We start from the raw sequence: 17,743 nt of genomic DNA on the forward strand, positions 1-17,743 counted from the left end.
GATGTTTAAAGTAAACCAGGATTATTTGAAGTTACCAGGAAGCTATCTGTTCTCAACAGTAGCAAGAAAACAGCGTGAATATCAGGCAGCACATCCGGAAGCTGAGATTATTAAGTTAAGTATCGGTGATGTAACACAGCCTCTGGCACCGGCAATTATTGATGCATTGCACGGAGCAGTGGATGAGATGGCCCATGCAGATACGTTCCACGGATATGCACCGGATCTTGGATATGAATTCTTAAGAAGTGCTATGGCTAAGAATGATTACCAGGCAAAAGGATGTGACATCAAGGCAGATGAGATTTTCATTTCTGATGGAGCAAAAGAGGATTGTGGTAATATCCAGGAGATCTTTTCAAAAGACAGCAAGATCGCTGTATGTGACCCAGTATATCCGGTTTATGTAGATACAAATGTTATGGCAGGACGTACAGGTACATATGATGCGGCAACAGGAACATGGAGCAATGTCATCTATATGCCTTGTACAAAAGAGACAAACTTTGCACCGGAGATTCCAAAAGAGACACCAGATATCATCTATCTGTGCTTCCCGAACAACCCGACAGGTTCTACTGTAACAAGAGAACAGCTGCAGACATGGGTAGACTATGCCAATAAGGTCGGAGCTGTGATCATCTACGATGCAGCTTATGAAGCATATATTTCAGAAAAAGAAGTACCACATTCTATTTATGAGTGTGACGGTGCAAGAACCTGTGCGATCGAGATCAGAAGTTTCTCTAAGAATGCAGGATTCACAGGTGTACGTCTGAGTGCAACTGTAATTCCAAAAGACATCAAGTCAGGAGATGTGATGTTACATTCTCTGTGGGCAAGACGTCACGGAACGAAATTCAACGGAACATCTTACATTATCCAGAAGGCAGGAGAAGCTGTATATTCAGAAGCTGGAAAAGAGCAGTTAAGTGCTCAGGTTGCTTATTACATGAATAATGCAAAAGTAATCAAAGAAGGACTGAAAGATGCCGGATACAATGTATCAGGTGGTGTCAATGCACCATACATCTGGCTGGAGACACCAAAGGGAATGACATCATGGGATTTCTTCGATTATCTGCTTGATAAAGCCAATGTAGTAGGTACTCCTGGATCAGGATTCGGACCAAGCGGAGAAGGATACTTCCGTCTGACTGCATTCGGAACTTATGAGAACACAGTTGCAGCAATTGAAAGAATTAAGAAGATGTAATATTTCGAAGAATTAAGAGAATCAATCTTTGATAACAGTCACGAATATAATATAAAAAGCCGGCCGGTATTCATATGCGGAAAGACAGCGTATATGAATACCGGCCGTTTTTCGGGTTAGTTTTTGGGAAGCACTCTTAGCTGAAGTTCTGTAATATGTTCTGAAATATCCGCAGACTGATGATTATCCACCCAGATCAGCTCAAGAAGGGGGCTGTCCGGAATAAATCCGTGATCTGCTGCATAGTTTAAAAGTTCGGGAATATAAGTAGCATTCTGCCGGTAGTCTCCGGCATAAGTAAAGGTAAGATAAGTGCCGCCCTCCAGACAGTAATTTCCTGAACTGTCAATGATAAATACACCCGAATAATTCTCATAGCATCCTTTTTTGGTTTCTTCCAATGGAAGGAAAGACCCGATATTATGATTGCTGATGATATAGAGATTCTCTGTGTTTTGGCTTAACAATTGTTTTACCAGAAAATCCATTTCCTCATCTGTGTGGTAAGGAGTATCTAGTGTATGGCAATAACGGTCTGGAAAAGTTTGCAGACGGATCTTGCATAGTGTCTGTTCTTTTGCACCTGATAATGTCTGTAACCGTTCTTCTACGCTTTTTTGGAGCTTTTGCAATTCCTGAATCTGCAGATGAATGGCATCTAATTCTTCTTCCAGAAGTTTTTGCGTATTTTCTACGTTCCGGTTGTTGATATATTCATGTATTTTTCCCATGGGAAATCCAAGCCGTCTCAGGTCGCGGATGATGTTCAGCCGCCAGAGATCATCCAGGGTATAGAGACGGTAATTATTTTGTCCGCGCATTGGGGTCAGAAGTCCCAGCTTTTCATAATAACGCAGGGAATCCGGACCGATATTGTATAGTTTGGATATTTCGTTAATTTTGTAAAATTGTTTCATATGTTTTACCTGATGAAGTTTGATAAAAAAATTTGATAAAAAATATAGTGCTTGACCTTAGAATTATACCAGGGTTTAGAGTATAAATGAAAGAAAAACTGGGAAAAAGAAATAAGCAAAAAGAAATGAGGTTTTATTCATGAGACTTGAGGGAAAGTCTTTAAAAAGTGATTTTTTACGTTTTATCATCCCATCGATCATCGCACAGTGGGTATTCTCACTCTATACGATGGTAGATGGTATCTTCGTGGCCAGAGGTGTATCGGAGGTAGCGCTGACAGCAGTGAACATCTCCATGCCGTTTACGACAGGACTGTTTTCTATCTCGATCCTGTTTGCGGTGGGAAATTCGACGATTGTGGCAATTTTTCTGGGACAGGGAGAGAAAAAAAGGGCAAATGAAGTATTTACCCAGAATGTTGTTCTCCTATGTATCTTGTCGGTTCTGATCACAATTTTGGTCACGCTGTTTCTGGAACCATTTGCAAGATTTTTAGGAGCTACGGATAACATTCTTCCGTATGCAAAAACCTATATCGGAACGATTGCACCGTTTTCACTGGCATACATCCTGTCATATTCATTTGAGACCTTGATCAAGACAGATGGTTATCCTAAGCTTGCAACGATCTATGTGACTTCGGGAGCAGTCCTAAATTGTATTCTGGATTATATTCTGGTCATGGTATTGCATAAAGGGGTCTGGGGAGCTGCATTTGCGACGGGAATTTCGCAGGCTGCAGTGATCATCTTGTATCTGTGGCACTTCCTTGGTCCGAAAGGAACGATAAGATTCGCGAAATTCCATCTGATGCCATCGGAAATCCTGCGTCAGATCCGTAATGGAATGTCGTCCGGCGTGACGGAATTCTCAAGTGGTATAATTATCTTCTTTTTTAATCAGGCAATTCTGAAATATATCGGGGAATATGCGCTGGTAAGCTACACGATCATCTCGTATGTGAATACAATTGTTGTCATGTCCATGGCTGGCATTGCGCAGGGATCGCAGCCATTGATCAGCTACTATTACGGGAAAAATGAACCGGTAAAATATAAGAAGCTTTTGAAATACGGAATCACGGCGGCGCTGGTGGGTTCCGTAGGAGCGGTGATCGTATGTTATGCGGGAGCGGGAGGCATTGTAAGATTGTTTTTGAAAGAGAGTGAAGCATCTCTGATCACATATTCAGTGAAGGTATTCCGCATTTTTATCCTTTCTTTCCTGCTTGCGGGACTTAATGTGGTTCTGGGAGGATATTTTACTTCTGTGGAAAGGGCAGGCTTTGCAACGATGATCTCGCTTACAAGAAGTCTGGTTGCGCTGGTGATCAGTCTGGTGTTCCTTACGGCGGTATTTGGCGGTGAGGCAATCTGGTGGGCACCGGTGATTGCTGAGAGCTGCTGTCTGGTGCTGGCATTGGGATTTTATCGGCGGTACAGAAAAAAGGAAAATAAGCAGGGGTTTTGAAAAATCCAAATTGAAAAAATTGAAAAAATTTAAAAAAATTAAAAATACCTATTGACTTTTCTCTGCAAACGAGTATAATAAATATTCGTTGGACAACTTAAGACCAACAGAGAAAAGTCACATTGATGCGGATTGGTGTAATGGCAGCACAGCAGACTCTGACTCTGTTAGTAGAGGTTCGAGTCCTCTATCCGTAGTTATTGAAAGACCGGGTGCTTCGTTAAGAGGTATCCGGTTTTTTGCCATACCAAAGTATGCAAGAAAAGTTGCCAGTGGCAAGTTCTCTGTATTGCCATGCATCCGGAAGGAGTTGCCAGTGGCAAGTTCTCGGTATTGTTGAAAAAAATTGAAAAATTCAAAATAACCTATTGACTTTTTGTGGAAAATCAGTATAATAATATTTGTTCGCTGAACAACGCAGAACATAACACTAATGCGGATTGGTGTAATGGCAGCACAGCAGACTCTGACTCTGTTAGTAGAGGTTCGAGTCCTCTATCCGTAGTTCCTTGGCAGGGGCGCCGGATACTTTCTAGGAAGTGTCCGGTTACTTTTTAAATTGAATATATCGGAGTGTGGCTCAGCTTGGTAGAGCGCTACGTTCGGGACGTAGAGGTCGCGTGTTCGAATCACGTCACTCCGATTGAATGATACAGTATCTGGTATAGGTACTGTATTTTTTTGTATTTGGAAGTCATACTACTCTATATCCATGCAAAACAGGTAAAAGAGATTGCAGAAGAAGTATGGAAAGAAGCATAAATAGAGTAAAAAGGAATCCCGGAGATCATAGCGATCTGGGATTCCTTTTTTGTACTTATTATTTTATTAATCTACATAATACACATAATTCTCTTTACGAGGTTTCGCTTTTGGCACATCTCCATCCGGATAGCCAAGTACGCAATGTCCAATTCCCTCATAATCACCTTCGATGCCCCATTTTTTCAGAAGTGCTTTGCCTTCTTCTGATTCAAACTCCTCTTTTGCACGGTGGATCCAGCAGCTTCCGATGCCAAGAGAAGCAGCAGCGTTCATGAGATTCCCCATCACAAGGCTTCCGTCATATATATGTGTAGGTCGGTTCTTATCTGCCAATACAATCAGGACAACCGGTGCGCCATAGAACGGATCCATGTCTCTTCTCATGATAGTGGCATTCATCTTTGAAAGCTGATCACGTGTCTCTTTGTTGGTAACAGCGATAATGATTGGTGACTGCATGCCCATACCGGTTGCAGCGTAGGTTCCTGCTTCAATGATTGCGTCCATGTCTTCTTTGGAAACCATAGCGTCCGGTTTGAAGCTGTGGATGCTGCGGCGTTCTATCATATTCTTAATACTTTCGTTCATAAATCAAGACTCCTTTGCAATAAAGATGAAAATAGAATTTCAAAATATAACCGAAACAAAAATGAAAATAAATGATTATATTTCCTGATTGTTATGTACATGTTTTTTGATCGCTTCGAAACTTTCTTTGCTGACTACATGCTCCATCTTGCATGCATCAGCTGCAGCGACATCCGCTGGTACACCAAGACGTGTAAGCCAGGATGATAAAAGTGTGTGGCGTTCATAAATCATATTTGCAATCTCCAGGCCGGATGGTGTCAAATGAATAAATCCCTGCTCATCTACTTTAATATGTTCCTTCTCACGAAGGTTCTTCATGGCAACACTGACGCTTGACTTTTTAAACCCAAGCTCGTTGGCAATATCTACGGAACGCACTACAGGTAGTTTCTGGCTTAGTATCAGAATCGTCTCAAGGTAGTTCTCTGCGGATTCATTTAATACATTGTTGTTCATAATAAGTCATTCCCTCCTTCATACGCTAACATTGCATTTAGTATACCATAGTTCGAAACTACTGGCAAATCAAAGAAAATTCTTATTGAGAAAAAATATTCAATAAAATGAAATAAAGTTGTTGACAGCTAATGAGTGTTAGCATATACTAACTATTGCAGAGGATAATGAAAACATTTATCATTATCAAAATCCTTATCAAAGTGATGGGAAAATACAAAAAATCATACATAAAGAAAACGAGGTGTTATTATGCCACTTACAATGGCCGGTATCGGTGAAACAAACACAATTTCACGTATTGGTGGAAATGAAGAGACAAGACGTTTTCTGGCGAATCTTGGATTTGTTGCAGGAGCGGAAGTTGTTGTACTGTCGAAGATCGGAGGCAATGTGATCGTAAATATCAAAGACTCCAGAGTGGCAGTAAATGAGGATATGGCGCGGCACATCATGATCTAAGGACCTGGGTGTCTGCTGTATTATAGATACTAACAATCTAAGGAAAGGAGAAACAGCAATGACTTTAGGTGATGCAAAAGTTGGAAGTACAGTTGTTGTAACGAAGATTGAAGGGGACAGCGCATACAAGCGCCGTATTATGGACATGGGCATTACAAAAGGAAGCGAGCTGTATATCAGAAAGGTGGCTCCACTTGGAGATCCTGTAGAGATTACAGTCAGAGGATATGAGCTTTCTGTAAGAAAAGATGATGCTCAGTGTGTACAGGTAAAATAAATATCTTACCGAATGGACTGACAGATACATAACGTCACAGAAAATATACGTTCAAGGAGGTAAATAAGGGATGGGAATTAAGATCGCACTTGCGGGAAACCCAAACTGTGGTAAAACCACAATGTTTAACGCCTTAACGGGTGCCAACCAGTATGTTGGTAACTGGCCAGGTGTTACAGTAGAGAAAAAAGAGGGAAAATTAAAAGGAAAGAGAAAGAACGATGACATCATCGTAACAGACCTTCCGGGTATCTATTCTCTTTCACCATATACACTGGAAGAGGTAGTCAGCCGTGATTATATCTTAAATGATAATCCGGATGTTATCATCGACCTGGTGGATTCAACAAATATCGAGCGTAACCTGTATCTTGCTACACAGCTGATCGAGACAGGTGTGCCGGTAGTTATCGCACTTAACATGACAGACCTTCTGGAAAAGAGAGGAATCAAGATTGATACAAAGAGACTTTCTATGTTATTAGATTGTCCGATCGTTGAGACTTCAGCTCTGAAACAGACAGGACTGGATGCTTTGGTTGAGACAGCGATCAAAGTTGCAAACAAAAAAGAAGTTGATCTTCCAAGAGAAATCTTCTCAAAAGAACTGGAAGAAGCTATCACAAATGTAAAAGGAGTTCTCCCAGATTCTATCTCTGAAGATAAGAAGAGATGGTATGCTGTTAAATTCCTTGAGAACGACAGCAAAGTTGTAGAAAGTATGAATCTTTCGGCAGCAGCAAAAGCAGCAGTTGACAAAGACAGAAAAGATCTTGAAACAAAACACGACGATGATATGGAAAGTATCGTAACAGATGAACGTTACAAATTCATCCAGAAAGTCGTAGACACAACTGTTAAAAAGGGAAAAGATAAATTAACAACATCAGATAAGATCGATAGAATCGTAACAAACCGTATTCTTGGTATCCCGATCTTCATCGCAGTTATGTTCGTTGTTTACTACATTTCCGTAACAACAATCGGTACAATCGTAACAGACTGGACAAATGATACATTCGTAGGTGCTATTCAGGATATTGTATCAAAAGGACTTGAATCAGTCGGCGTAAACAGTGTTCTGGAAGGATTAGTAGTTGACGGTATCATCGGTGGTCTCGGAGCCGTACTTGGATTCGTTCCTCAGATGGCTATCCTGTTCCTCTTCCTTTCTATCCTGGAAGACTGCGGATATATGGTACGTATCGCATTCGTTATGGACCGTGTATTCAGACACTTCGGACTGTCTGGTAAGAGTTTCATCCCACTTCTGATTTCATCAGGTTGTGGTATTCCTGGAATCATGGCTTCTAAGACCATTGAGCAGGACAATGACAGACGTCTGACAATTATGACAGCAACATTTATTCCATGTGGAGCTAAATTACCAGTTATCGCTCTGATGGGTGGAGTTATGACAAGCTACGCAACAGGAAGTTACACAGCAGGTGGATTCATGGCACCTATCATGTACTTCGTAGGTATCGTAGCAGTATTAGTAGCAGCAATCATCCTGAAGAAGACAAAACCATTCTCAGGAAAACCAGCACCATTCGTAATGGAACTTCCACAGTACCATATTCCACAGGCTAAGACAGTTCTTCTTCACGTATGGGAGAGACTGAAAGGATTCATCATCAAAGCCGGAACAATCCTGCTTCTTGCTACAGTAGTAATGTGGATCCTTGGTAACTTCGGATTTGCAGGCGGCGGATTCGGAATGGTAGATGACAGTGCAGACAGCTTACTTGCTGTAATCGGTGGAGTAATCGCACCAATCTTTGCACCACTTGGATTTGGAGAGTGGCAGCCAGTAGCAGCTTCTCTTTCTGGATTCACAGCAAAAGAAGCAATCGTTTCAACAATGGGTGTACTTGCTAACGTAGCAGAGAGCCAGTCAGAAGATACTGTAACAGTAGCTCAGGCAATTCAGACATGGTTCCCAAGCGCAGTAGCAGCATTTTCATTCCTGTTATTCAACCTGTTAGATTCACCTTGTCTGGCAGCCATTGCAACTATGGCACAGCAGATGCAGTCTAAGAAATGGTTCTGGTTTGCAATCCTGTTCCAGAATGCATTCGCTTATCTTGTAACACTTTGTGTATACCAGATCGGTACATTAGTAACTGGCGGCGGATTTGGAGTTGGTACAGTAGTAGCATTCATAGTAGTAGCAGTAATGCTGTTTATGTTATTCAGACCGGACCCATATAAGAATCAGAAAGTTTATTCAAAACGTTCTGTAAATGCATAAGTAGAGCGAACCGGACGTAGATGAATACGTCCGGTTTTCCCTTTGAAGGAGGCAGTTTTCATGGTAGCCATTTTAGCAAATATCATTATTGCAGCATTAATATTTGGATATTGCGCGTATGTGGTATACGGAATTATTAAGAGATTTAAAAATGGAGTCATCCAGGGATGTGGCGGCGGATGTGCCGGATGCAGTGGATGCGGCGGTGGATGCTGCAGTTCAGATCCTGAAGAAGTGAAAAAGATGATCGAAAATATGTATAGCAAATAAAGGAGCTGGTAAGGATGGGCAATTCGACAGGCTCTATGTTCTATCTGTTTGCGATCGTGATCGTCCTTTACATTGTGGGTGTTTCTATTTACCAGGTATTTCTCTGGTTCAAAAAACGTCAGGAGAAAAAAAGAGACGAACAGTTCGTCATGGACGATGACGGGAGTAAAGAATAGAGGGATGTAGAAATGGCAAATATTATAGTCGTATTAATTATAATTGTTGTTCTTGTTTTCGCACTGAAGGGAGCAATCAAACATTTTAAAGGTGACAGTCCTTGCTGCGGAGGCGGAACTGGTATCATTAAAACCGATGATAAAGAACTGAAGAATCCGGTGATCGGAAAGAAGACAGTTCATATTGAAGGTATGAGTTGTGATCACTGCGTACAGTCAGTGAAAAAGGCACTGAATGAGATCGAAGGTGCTTCAGCGAGAGTAGACTTAAAGAAAAAAGAAGCAGTAGTATCCTATGACCGTGATATTGCAGATGCAGATCTGAAAAAAGCAGTAGAAAAAGCAGGCTTTCAGGTTGCATCCATTACGAACTAGGATGCAGGAAAGATACGTTAGGAGGTCGACAGATGGATAAGGCAAAAGAAGCGATTGTACAGAAACTAAAAGCCAGCGGATGCAGGATCACCAAGCAGCGGCTTATGCTTTTGGATATCATTCTGGAAGAGAACTGTTCCTGCTGCAAAGAAATCTATTACCGCGCATCCAAGATTGATCCAAGTATCGGCACAGCAACTGTGTACAGAATGATTAACAAGCTGGAAGAGATCGGAGCAATCAACCGCAGAAATATGTATAAGGTTGCCTGCAATCCGGATTGTGATATGCAGAATGCATGTACAATCGAATTAGATGATGATACAATACAGCATCTGTCAGCAAAGAACTGGAATGCAGTCATTCTGGCAGGATTAAAGGCTTGTGGTTATGTGGATGAACAGAAAGTAAGAAGCGTAACTGTACAATCATAGAAAAAATAATACAGAGAACTTGCCACTGGCAACTTCTCTTGCATACTTTGGTATAAAAACCTTATTGATAAAGAAATTTCAATAAAAAAATAAACATTTGCAAAAGGCTTCCTGTGGTGCTATAATTGGCAGAAACAAAAAATGACTGTCAGTACATAAAGGAAGTCTTTTTTGCAATGTATGAAAAATAATAAAATACAACGGAGGTAACAAATTATGTTAAAATCTATTAAAGATATCAATTGGAAAAAACCAGGACTTTTTGCAGCAGGAGTAGCTTTCGGAACAGCCGGAATCAAAATCTTAACAAGTGATGATGCAAAGAAATTATACACAAATTGTACAGCTGCTGTATTAAGAGCAAAATCATGTGTAATGAAGACAGCAACTAACGTTCAGGAGAATGCAGGAGATATCTTAGCAGAAGCAAAACAGATCAACGAAGACAGAGCAGTAGCTGCAGAAGCAGAAGTTGTAGATGATTTTTGCGAAGTAGAGACAGAAGAAGCTGCAGAAGAAACAGCAGAAGCAGCAACAGAAGAAGCAACAGAAGCATAAGATACTTCGGATAATAGAATGTTAATATACCTGCAGAGCCTGCTTGGGATAGTTTAGAGTGTGACATATATTTTGCAGAAAGCATTTTAAGACACGCTCCGGGGAAAAGAGGCAAATTCTCCTGCATACTTTGGTATATAATAAAGCACCTGCGGATACTCTGCAGGTGCTTTTGCGGGAGAAATGTTGCCTGTAAAAATCCTGACAGATTATAAAAATGTTAAAGCGGGTCAGACAGGTTGATTACATATAAAATTTCCTGTATTCAGAGGTGACAAACATGAAATTTAAGATTAAACATGAGATAAGAGGAAGAATCCGTGTTCACATGGAGCAGAAGCGCATGACTACTGAACAGGCAGATATTCTTCTTTTCTATTTACAGAATATAGATGGTGTATTCCGCGCAGATGTATATGACAGAACTGCGGATGCAACGATTCATTATACCGGAAAAAGAGAAGATGTAATCGAAGGACTTAGAAAATTCCGTTACGAAGAAGTAGAAGTTCCAAATGGATTACTGGAAACATCCGGAAGAAAGATGAATGCAGAGTATCAGGAAAAACTGGTGAATAAGATCATCTTCCACTATGGAAGAAAGTTCTTACTGCCATATCCGATCTCAGCAGCATATACAACCATTATGTCTGCAAAATATATCTGGAAAGGTATCAAGACACTGATGGAAAGAAAGATAGAAGTTCCGGTTCTGGATGCAACAGCTATCGGCGTATCTATCTTAAGAAATGACTTTAGCACAGCAGGATCCATTATGTTCCTTCTTGGAATCGGTGAACTCTTAGAAGAGTGGACGCATAAGAAATCCGTAGATGATCTTGCAAGAACCATGTCGTTAAATGTAGGAAAAGTATGGTTAAAGACAGGCGGTCAGGCTGTTCTTGTACCGGCAAACCAGATCAAAGCAGGCGATCAGGTCGTTGTACACATGGGAAATGTTATTCCGTTCGATGGGGAAGTTGCAGAGGGAGAAGCTATGATCAATCAGGCTTCCCTGACAGGAGAATCTGTACCGGTAAGACGCGCACAGGGTAACTACGTATATGCCGGAACCGTAGTAGAAGAAGGCGAAGTTACAGTTAACGTCAAAGCAGTAGGTGGTTCCAGCCGTTATGAAAAGATTGCAGCCATGATCGAAGAATCCGAGAAGTTAAAATCCGGACTGGAAAGCCGTGCAGAACATCTTGCAGACAAACTGGTGCCATATTCACTTGGCGGTACAGCCCTTACTTATCTGCTTACAAGAAACGCAACAAAAGCACTGTCTATCCTGATGGTAGATTTTTCATGTGCATTAAAGCTTGCAATGCCAATCTCTGTATTGTCTGCAATCCGTGAAGCAGGTATGTACAAGATTACAGTAAAAGGTGGAAAATACCTGGAGGCAGTCGCAGAGGCAGATACGATCGTATTCGATAAGACCGGTACACTTACCAAAGCAAAACCGACAGTTGCAGAAGTCGTATCATTCAATGGTATGAGTGGAGATGAATTGCTTCGTATTGCTGCATGCCTGGAGGAGCATTTCCCTCATTCTATGGCAAAAGCAGTTGTCAGCGCAGCAAAAGCAAAGCATCTGGATCATGAAGAAATGCATTCAAAAGTTGAGTATATTGTCGCTCACGGTATCTCAACACAGATTGAAGGCAAGAAAGCCGTAATCGGAAGCTATCACTTTGTGTTTGAAGATGAAAATGTAGTAATACCAGAAGGCATGGAAGAAAAATTTGAAAACCTTCCGGAAGAATATTCACATCTGTATATGGCGATTGAAGGAAAGCTTGCAGCTGTAATCTGTATCGAAGATCCACTGCGCGATGAAGCAGTAGAAGTGATCCGTGAACTGCGAAAAGCCGGACTTAGCAAAATTGTCATGATGACAGGTGACAGCGAACGTACAGCAAAGGCTATTGCAAAGCGTGTTGGTGTAGATGAATATTACGCAGAAGTATTACCGGAAGATAAAGCGGACTTCTGTGAAAGAGAAAAAGCAGCCGGACGTAAAGTTATTATGATCGGTGATGGTATCAACGATTCACCGGCACTTTCGGCAGCTAATGTAGGAATCGCAATCAGCGATGGAGCGGAGATTGCAAGAGAAATTGCCGATATTACCGTTGGCGCAGATAATTTAAAAGAACTGGTTACATTAAAGAAGATCAGTAACGGTCTGATCAAGAGAATCAGCCACAATTATCACACGATTGTTGGATTCAATGCAGGACTGATCGCACTTGGTGTAGCAGGTATCATCATGCCGACAACATCCGCATTACTTCATAATACATCTACTCTGATCATTGGACTTAGAAGTATGCAGAATCTGCTCGATGAGTAAAGAAACAATATGAAAAAATATCTAAAAATAATGGATAGAGAAATGAACAGGGATGACAAAAGCCGTCCCTGTTCATTTCAATTAAGGAAGAATAACTGTTGACTTTTGCAGAGTGCAAGCGTAGATTAAAAGATAATCAATTTGAGAAGATTAAAGCAGAAAGAGGAATAACATAAATGAAGAAAACAAGAAAACAAAATATCAGATGGAATACCATGAAAATTCTGGCAGTTGGTTTTATGAGTGTAATTTTTCTTGGAGCAGTGCTTTTATGGTTGCCGGTATCTAACAAAAAACCGATCAGTTTTCTGGATGCGCTTTTTACATCAACATCATCGGTATGTGTGACAGGATTGGTTACGATCGTTCCCAAATACCAATTTACAATTACAGGAAAAGTAATTTTACTGATTTTAATTCAGATTGGAGGACTGGGCGTAATTGCATGCATTACTGCATTTTTTATGATTTTGAAAAGAAAGATTACAGTAAAAGAGAGAATTGTTATTCAAGAAGCTTATAATATGGATTCTCTCGGTGGTCTGGTAGGCATGGTACGTAAAATTTTGATTGGGACAGTAGTAGTAGAAGGAATTGGAGCCGTTTTTTACGCCATACAATTTATTCGGGACTATGGAGTTATGAAAGGAATCTGGTATGGAATTTTTCATTCGATTTCTGCATTTTGCAACGCAGGAATTGACATCCTTGGAGATGACAGTCTGGCAAGATACGCAACAGACCCTTTGATTAATATTACAACAATGTTGTTGATTATCCTTGGCGGAATTGGTTTTACAGTGTGGTATGATGTGATTGATAACGGAAAGAAGATCTGGCATCGGGAAATTCCCGGAAAATGGTGGTTTACCAGACTTAAGTTACATTCAAAAATAACGATAGTTACAACGGTATTCTTATTGATGGCAGGGACAGTTTTGAACTTTGCGCTGGAGTATCATAATCCGGCAACGATCGGGCATTTTAATATCAGACAGAAATTGATGGCTTCCGCATTTCAGGCTGTGACAACCAGAACGGCTGGGTTTAGTACATTTCAGCAGTCTGGGATGTACGAAGAAACTGGTTTTTTTAATATTATTTTGATGTTTATAGGCGGTTCTCCAGGAGGAACTGCAGGTGGTCTTAAGACGACAACATTTGCGCTTTTATTTCTAGCATTTCATACAATGCTTCGAGGAGGTCATGATATTGAATGTTTCCGGAGAAAAGTGGATGAAGAAAACTTTCATGTAGCATTTGTTGCAATTATGCTCGCATTAGGGATATACATAACAGGAATAACACTTGTTGCTGTTATTGAGCCGGATACAATTTCATTTCAGAAAATCATGTATGAGACTGCATCTGCAATGGCAACAGTTGGACTCTCGCAGGATCTGACACCACACTTACGGATAGGAAGCAAGTGTGTGCTGATGCTGTTGATGTATATAGGACGTGTCGGCCCTATGACCATTGCATTATTATTTACAGGAAAGGTGAATTTAAAAGAAAAGATGCGGACACTTCCAACGGAAAAGATTATAATTGGGTAATAAGGAGGAATAGAGATGAAGAAACAATTTGCAGTATTTGGTCTGGGCAGTTTTGGAGAAAGCATTGCATTAGAATTACAAAAACTGGGATGTGAGGTAATTGCTGTAGATAAAGATATGGAGCGGGTAAACGGAATTGCTGATTCGGTACCATATGCGATGCAGGCAGATATTGGAGATCCAGAATTTATCAGATCTCTTGGAACAAGAAATCTGGACGCTGTTGTGATTGCTGAAGCAGAAAGTCTGGAAGCAAGTATTATGGCAGCACTTGAGTGTAAGGAAATTGGAGTACCGAACGTGATTGCAAAAGCAAAAAATAACCGTCATGCAACGGTATTAAGGAAAATCGGTGTAGATACCATCATTTTTCCGGAGAAAGAAATGGGAGTCCGTCTGGCAAAGAATCTTATGTCAGCCAGTTTTACAGACTGGATTGCACTATCTCCAGATTATAGTATAGTGGAAACTCCAATGCCTGCTAAATGGAGCGGAAAAACTTTAAAAGAACTGGATGTGCGCCGGAACTATGAAGTGAATGTTGTAGGAATTAAAAGCGGGGCGCATGTAGAAGTCAATCCAGATCCGTCAGAAGTGTTACGAAAAGAGATGGTTTTGATTTTGGTTGGATCTAATGCAGCGTTAGAAGCATTATAAGAAAGAGCCGTATTTGAAATATTATGCATATGAGACGGTTTTGCAAAAAATGTTTACAATCCGAGAAGTTTAATGAGTATTTATGTCATTAAGCTTCTTTTTTTATACATAATTCTTGACAACAGGAGAAGAATGATATAGTATCCAGATATAAGATGTTAGATAAAACTAACAAATGTTAGGAGAAACTAAAATGGCAAACCGATATCTGATTGAGAAGTGCCTGATAGAACATTGTTCGGCAACACTGGCATCAATGAAATCAGCAAATTTATTTAACATGACATTTGCAGATGGTACAGATGTGGAAGATCAGATCGCATTCTGGAACCAGCGTATGAAAGAAAAGGGAATTCGTCTGTATGTATTACGAAGACAGGAAAACCGTGTGCTGGTATATGTCTATCGAAAGAAACAGCTTGAGGTCAGTCTGAACCGGCCGGGAGTTTTTAAGTTCCTGAAAAAGTATGGCTATGAAAGCACGGAAGTGGAATATGCATTGAACCGGTTAAAGTCTAGAATCGGGGAAAATAATGAATTTCCACATGAAATCGGGATTTTTCTGGATTACCCACTGGGAGACGTCATCGGATTCATCGTGAACCAGGGACGCAACTTCAAATGTGTGGGATGCTGGAAAGTATATTGCGATGAGTGCGAATGCCAGAAAACATTTGCAAAATATAAAAAGTGCAGAGATGTCTATATGCGTCTCTGGCAGCAGGGCAGAAGTGTTTTGCAGCTTACAGTAGCTGCCTGACATATAAATATTTTATGAAAGAGGTAAAAAACAATGAGTAAAATAGCAGTAGTATATTGGAGTGGAACAGGTAACACAGAGGCAATGGCTAACGAAGTAGCAGAAGGCGCAAAGGCAGCAGGAGCAGAAGTTGATGTCTTAACAGCAGCAGAATTTGGTGCAGACAAGATGGATGCATACGATGCAATCGCATTCGGATGCCCTGCTATGGGAGCTGAAGAACTGGAAGACAGTGAATTCGAGCCAATGTTCTCAGACTGTGAAGGAAAACTTAGCGGTAAGAAGATCGCACTCTTCGGATCTTACGGTTGGGGAGACGGAGAATGGATGAGAACATGGGAAGAGACATGTAAAGGTGACGGAGCTGTTCTTGCATGTGACTGCGTACTGGCGAATGAAGCACCAGACGATGAAGCAGTAGCAGCTTGCCAGGCACTTGGAAAAGCTCTTTGCTAAAGCCAGTGGGGACGTGAAAAGCGGCTTTTTATCTGTCCCGGGTGATTTAGTTTCATAATTGAAAAATCCGACATACATATATATCCTTTTGAGCGGTGATCAGAAAAATTCTGGTTACCGTCTTTTTTGTGTAAAAAGGACTAATGGTTATTTTTCTCATTTTTGATTCGCAAATTCTTCTTGATTTACTCTTGTTGTTATGCTATGCTAACGATAGTTAGAAGAATCTAACTATCGTGTGAATAAATCATGGCAGACTCCTTCTGTCTCATCCCTGAGCAAGAGAGGCAGAAGTAGTTCCATGGGAAAGGATCTTGACATGGAGAATTTTTTAGCAATTGAGAAGGTTATTGGAAGAGAGATTATTGATTCGAGAGGAAATCCGACAGTAGAGGCAGAAGTATACCTGTTAGACGGAACTGTAGGAAGAGGCGCAGCCCCAAGCGGTGCATCTACAGGAGAGTTCGAAGCACTGGAACTTCGTGATGGAGACAAATCACGCTTCGGTGGAAAAGGTGTAGTAAAAGCCGTAGAAAATATAAATACAGTGATTAACGATGCACTGAAAGGTGTAGATGCATCAGACATCTATGCAGTAGATGCAGCAATGATCGCAGCAGATGGAACAAAAGACAAATCCAACTTAGGAGCAAATGCAATCCTTGCAGTATCCATTGCAAGTGCACGTGCAGCAGCAAATGCACTTGAGATTCCGCTTTACCGTTTCTTAGGTGGAGTAAATGGTAACAGACTTCCGGTACCTATGATGAATATATTAAATGGTGGTGCACATGCAGCCAACACAGTTGACGTACAGGAATTTATGATCATGCCTGTAGGAGCACCAAGCTTCAAAGAAGCACTCCGCTGGTGTGCAGAAGTATTCCATGCACTGGCAGCATTATTAAAATCAAAAGGACTTGCAACTTCCGTAGGTGATGAAGGTGGATTCGCACCGGACCTTGCATCTGATGAAGAAGCAATCCAGTATATCTTAGATGCAGTAAAAGATGCAGGATATGAGCCTGGAAAAGACTTTATGATTGCTATGGATGCAGCATCTTCTGAATGGAAAGGTGAGAAGAAGGGAGAATACGTACTTCCAAAGGCAGGTACAAAATTCACTTCTGAAGAACTCATTGAGCACTGGAAGAAACTGGTAGATAAATATCCGATCATCTCTATCGAAGATGCACTAGATGAAGAAGACTGGGAAGGATGGCAGAAACTGACAGCCGAGCTTGGAGACAAAGTACAGCTGGTTGGTGATGACCTGTTCGTAACGAACACAGAGAGACTTTCCAAAGGTATCGAACTTGGATGCGGTAACTCAATTCTTATCAAGCTAAACCAGATCGGATCTGTATCAGAGACGTTAGAAGCAATCAAGATGGCTCACAAAGCCGGATACACAGCAATCTCATCTCACCGTTCTGGAGAGACAGAAGATACAACAATTGCAGATCTTGCAGTAGCACTGAACACCTGCCAGATCAAGACAGGAGCACCTTCAAGATCAGAACGAGTTGCAAAATATAACCAGTTACTGAGAATCGAAGAAGAGCTTGGAGCAAGTGCTGTATATCCTGGAAAAGCAGCATTTAATGTAAAAAATAATAGCTGTTGTTATGCAATATGACAAGAAAGCCGGGATAAAGAAGTCATTTATGAATGGTATAATTGTATAAGATTACAAAATATGAAAAGCACGCAATGCAATATTGCGTGCT

19 protein-coding genes and 3 tRNA genes are annotated in these 17,743 nt (G+C 40.9%); 19 read left to right on the forward strand and 3 right to left on the reverse strand.

Features of this window, described 5'->3' with window-relative positions; genetic code table 11:
• The first annotated feature begins 1 nt into the window (after position 1).
• Entirely contained in the window at positions 2–1,216 is a 1,215-nt protein-coding gene (locus tag ACWJAF_RS05465) for an LL-diaminopimelate aminotransferase (RefSeq protein ID WP_296031968.1), read from the forward strand.
• Positions 1,217–1,332: 116 nt separating this feature from the next.
• On the opposite strand, the gene ACWJAF_RS05470 is transcribed toward ACWJAF_RS05465, so the two are convergent.
• Positions 1,333–2,133, reverse strand: a complete 801-nt coding sequence (locus ACWJAF_RS05470) for a MerR family transcriptional regulator (RefSeq protein WP_448862713.1) — start codon at positions 2,131–2,133, stop codon at positions 1,333–1,335.
• A gap of 139 nt (positions 2,134–2,272) precedes the next feature.
• Between ACWJAF_RS05470 and ACWJAF_RS05475 the strand changes: the two genes are divergently transcribed.
• From ACWJAF_RS05475 to ACWJAF_RS05490, 4 genes are all read left to right on the forward strand, one after another.
• Positions 2,273–3,604 (forward strand): MATE family efflux transporter, encoded by a 1,332-nt coding sequence (locus tag ACWJAF_RS05475; RefSeq protein ID WP_448862714.1) that lies wholly within the window; start codon positions 2,273–2,275, stop codon positions 3,602–3,604.
• Positions 3,605–3,730: 126 nt separating this feature from the next.
• Positions 3,731–3,801 (forward strand) — tRNA-Gln (locus ACWJAF_RS05480).
• 237 nt (positions 3,802–4,038) lie between these two features.
• Positions 4,039–4,109, forward strand: a tRNA-Gln gene (locus ACWJAF_RS05485).
• A 64-nt stretch (positions 4,110–4,173) separates the two neighbouring features.
• Positions 4,174–4,247: transfer RNA gene (locus tag ACWJAF_RS05490), tRNA-Pro, on the forward strand.
• A 185-nt stretch (positions 4,248–4,432) separates the two neighbouring features.
• Here ACWJAF_RS05490 and ACWJAF_RS05495 read toward each other — a convergent pair.
• Positions 4,433–4,957: a nitroreductase gene (locus tag ACWJAF_RS05495; RefSeq protein WP_448862716.1), complete on the reverse strand. Its 525-nt coding sequence runs from the start codon at positions 4,955–4,957 to the stop codon at positions 4,433–4,435.
• A 75-nt stretch (positions 4,958–5,032) separates the two neighbouring features.
• On the reverse strand, positions 5,033–5,416 hold the full coding sequence (locus tag ACWJAF_RS05500; protein WP_296093555.1) for a metal-dependent transcriptional regulator: 384 nt from the start codon (positions 5,414–5,416) through the stop codon (positions 5,033–5,035).
• A 252-nt stretch (positions 5,417–5,668) separates the two neighbouring features.
• Between ACWJAF_RS05500 and ACWJAF_RS05505 the strand changes: the two genes are divergently transcribed.
• The 14 genes from ACWJAF_RS05505 to eno all read left to right on the forward strand — a co-directional run bounded on the left by ACWJAF_RS05505 (position 5,669) and on the right by eno (position 17,652).
• Complete coding sequence (locus ACWJAF_RS05505) at positions 5,669–5,878, forward strand: FeoA family protein (protein ID WP_296032939.1); 210 nt, start codon at positions 5,669–5,671, stop codon at positions 5,876–5,878.
• A 58-nt stretch (positions 5,879–5,936) separates the two neighbouring features.
• Complete coding sequence (locus tag ACWJAF_RS05510; protein ID WP_006428445.1) at positions 5,937–6,155, forward strand: FeoA family protein; 219 nt, start codon at positions 5,937–5,939, stop codon at positions 6,153–6,155.
• A 70-nt stretch (positions 6,156–6,225) separates the two neighbouring features.
• Positions 6,226–8,409 (forward strand): ferrous iron transport protein B, encoded by a 2,184-nt coding sequence (gene feoB, locus ACWJAF_RS05515; RefSeq protein ID WP_448862719.1) that lies wholly within the window; start codon positions 6,226–6,228, stop codon positions 8,407–8,409.
• 60 nt (positions 8,410–8,469) lie between these two features.
• Entirely contained in the window at positions 8,470–8,679 is a 210-nt protein-coding gene (locus ACWJAF_RS05520) for a FeoB-associated Cys-rich membrane protein (protein ID WP_296032934.1), read from the forward strand.
• A gap of 14 nt (positions 8,680–8,693) precedes the next feature.
• Positions 8,694–8,855, forward strand: coding sequence for a hypothetical protein (locus ACWJAF_RS05525; protein WP_296032932.1), 162 nt, complete (start codon positions 8,694–8,696; stop codon positions 8,853–8,855).
• Between the two features lie 12 nt (positions 8,856–8,867).
• Positions 8,868–9,230 (forward strand): heavy-metal-associated domain-containing protein, encoded by a 363-nt coding sequence (locus tag ACWJAF_RS05530; protein WP_296032930.1) that lies wholly within the window; start codon positions 8,868–8,870, stop codon positions 9,228–9,230.
• A 32-nt stretch (positions 9,231–9,262) separates the two neighbouring features.
• Positions 9,263–9,664: a transcriptional repressor gene (locus ACWJAF_RS05535; RefSeq protein ID WP_296032929.1), complete on the forward strand. Its 402-nt coding sequence runs from the start codon at positions 9,263–9,265 to the stop codon at positions 9,662–9,664.
• Between the two features lie 216 nt (positions 9,665–9,880).
• On the forward strand, positions 9,881–10,222 hold the full coding sequence (locus ACWJAF_RS05540; RefSeq protein WP_296032928.1) for a DUF6110 family protein: 342 nt from the start codon (positions 9,881–9,883) through the stop codon (positions 10,220–10,222).
• Positions 10,223–10,502: 280 nt separating this feature from the next.
• Positions 10,503–12,581 (forward strand): heavy metal translocating P-type ATPase, encoded by a 2,079-nt coding sequence (locus ACWJAF_RS05545; RefSeq protein ID WP_448862722.1) that lies wholly within the window; start codon positions 10,503–10,505, stop codon positions 12,579–12,581.
• 176 nt (positions 12,582–12,757) lie between these two features.
• On the forward strand, positions 12,758–14,140 hold the full coding sequence (locus ACWJAF_RS05550) for a TrkH family potassium uptake protein (protein WP_448862724.1): 1,383 nt from the start codon (positions 12,758–12,760) through the stop codon (positions 14,138–14,140).
• Positions 14,141–14,155: 15 nt separating this feature from the next.
• Positions 14,156–14,797 (forward strand): potassium channel family protein, encoded by a 642-nt coding sequence (locus tag ACWJAF_RS05555; RefSeq protein ID WP_448862726.1) that lies wholly within the window; start codon positions 14,156–14,158, stop codon positions 14,795–14,797.
• Between the two features lie 193 nt (positions 14,798–14,990).
• Positions 14,991–15,557 carry a DUF3793 family protein gene (locus tag ACWJAF_RS05560; RefSeq protein WP_448862728.1) on the forward strand — a complete coding sequence of 189 codons (567 nt, stop codon included), beginning with the start codon at positions 14,991–14,993 and terminating at the stop codon, positions 15,555–15,557.
• A gap of 33 nt (positions 15,558–15,590) precedes the next feature.
• Positions 15,591–16,013, forward strand: a complete 423-nt coding sequence (locus ACWJAF_RS05565) for a flavodoxin (protein WP_296032920.1) — start codon at positions 15,591–15,593, stop codon at positions 16,011–16,013.
• Between the two features lie 319 nt (positions 16,014–16,332).
• Positions 16,333–17,652: a phosphopyruvate hydratase gene (eno, locus tag ACWJAF_RS05570; protein ID WP_448862730.1), complete on the forward strand. Its 1,320-nt coding sequence runs from the start codon at positions 16,333–16,335 to the stop codon at positions 17,650–17,652.
• Positions 17,653–17,743 lie beyond the last annotated feature (91 nt).

It is taken from the genome of Dorea sp. (assembly GCF_977044405.1).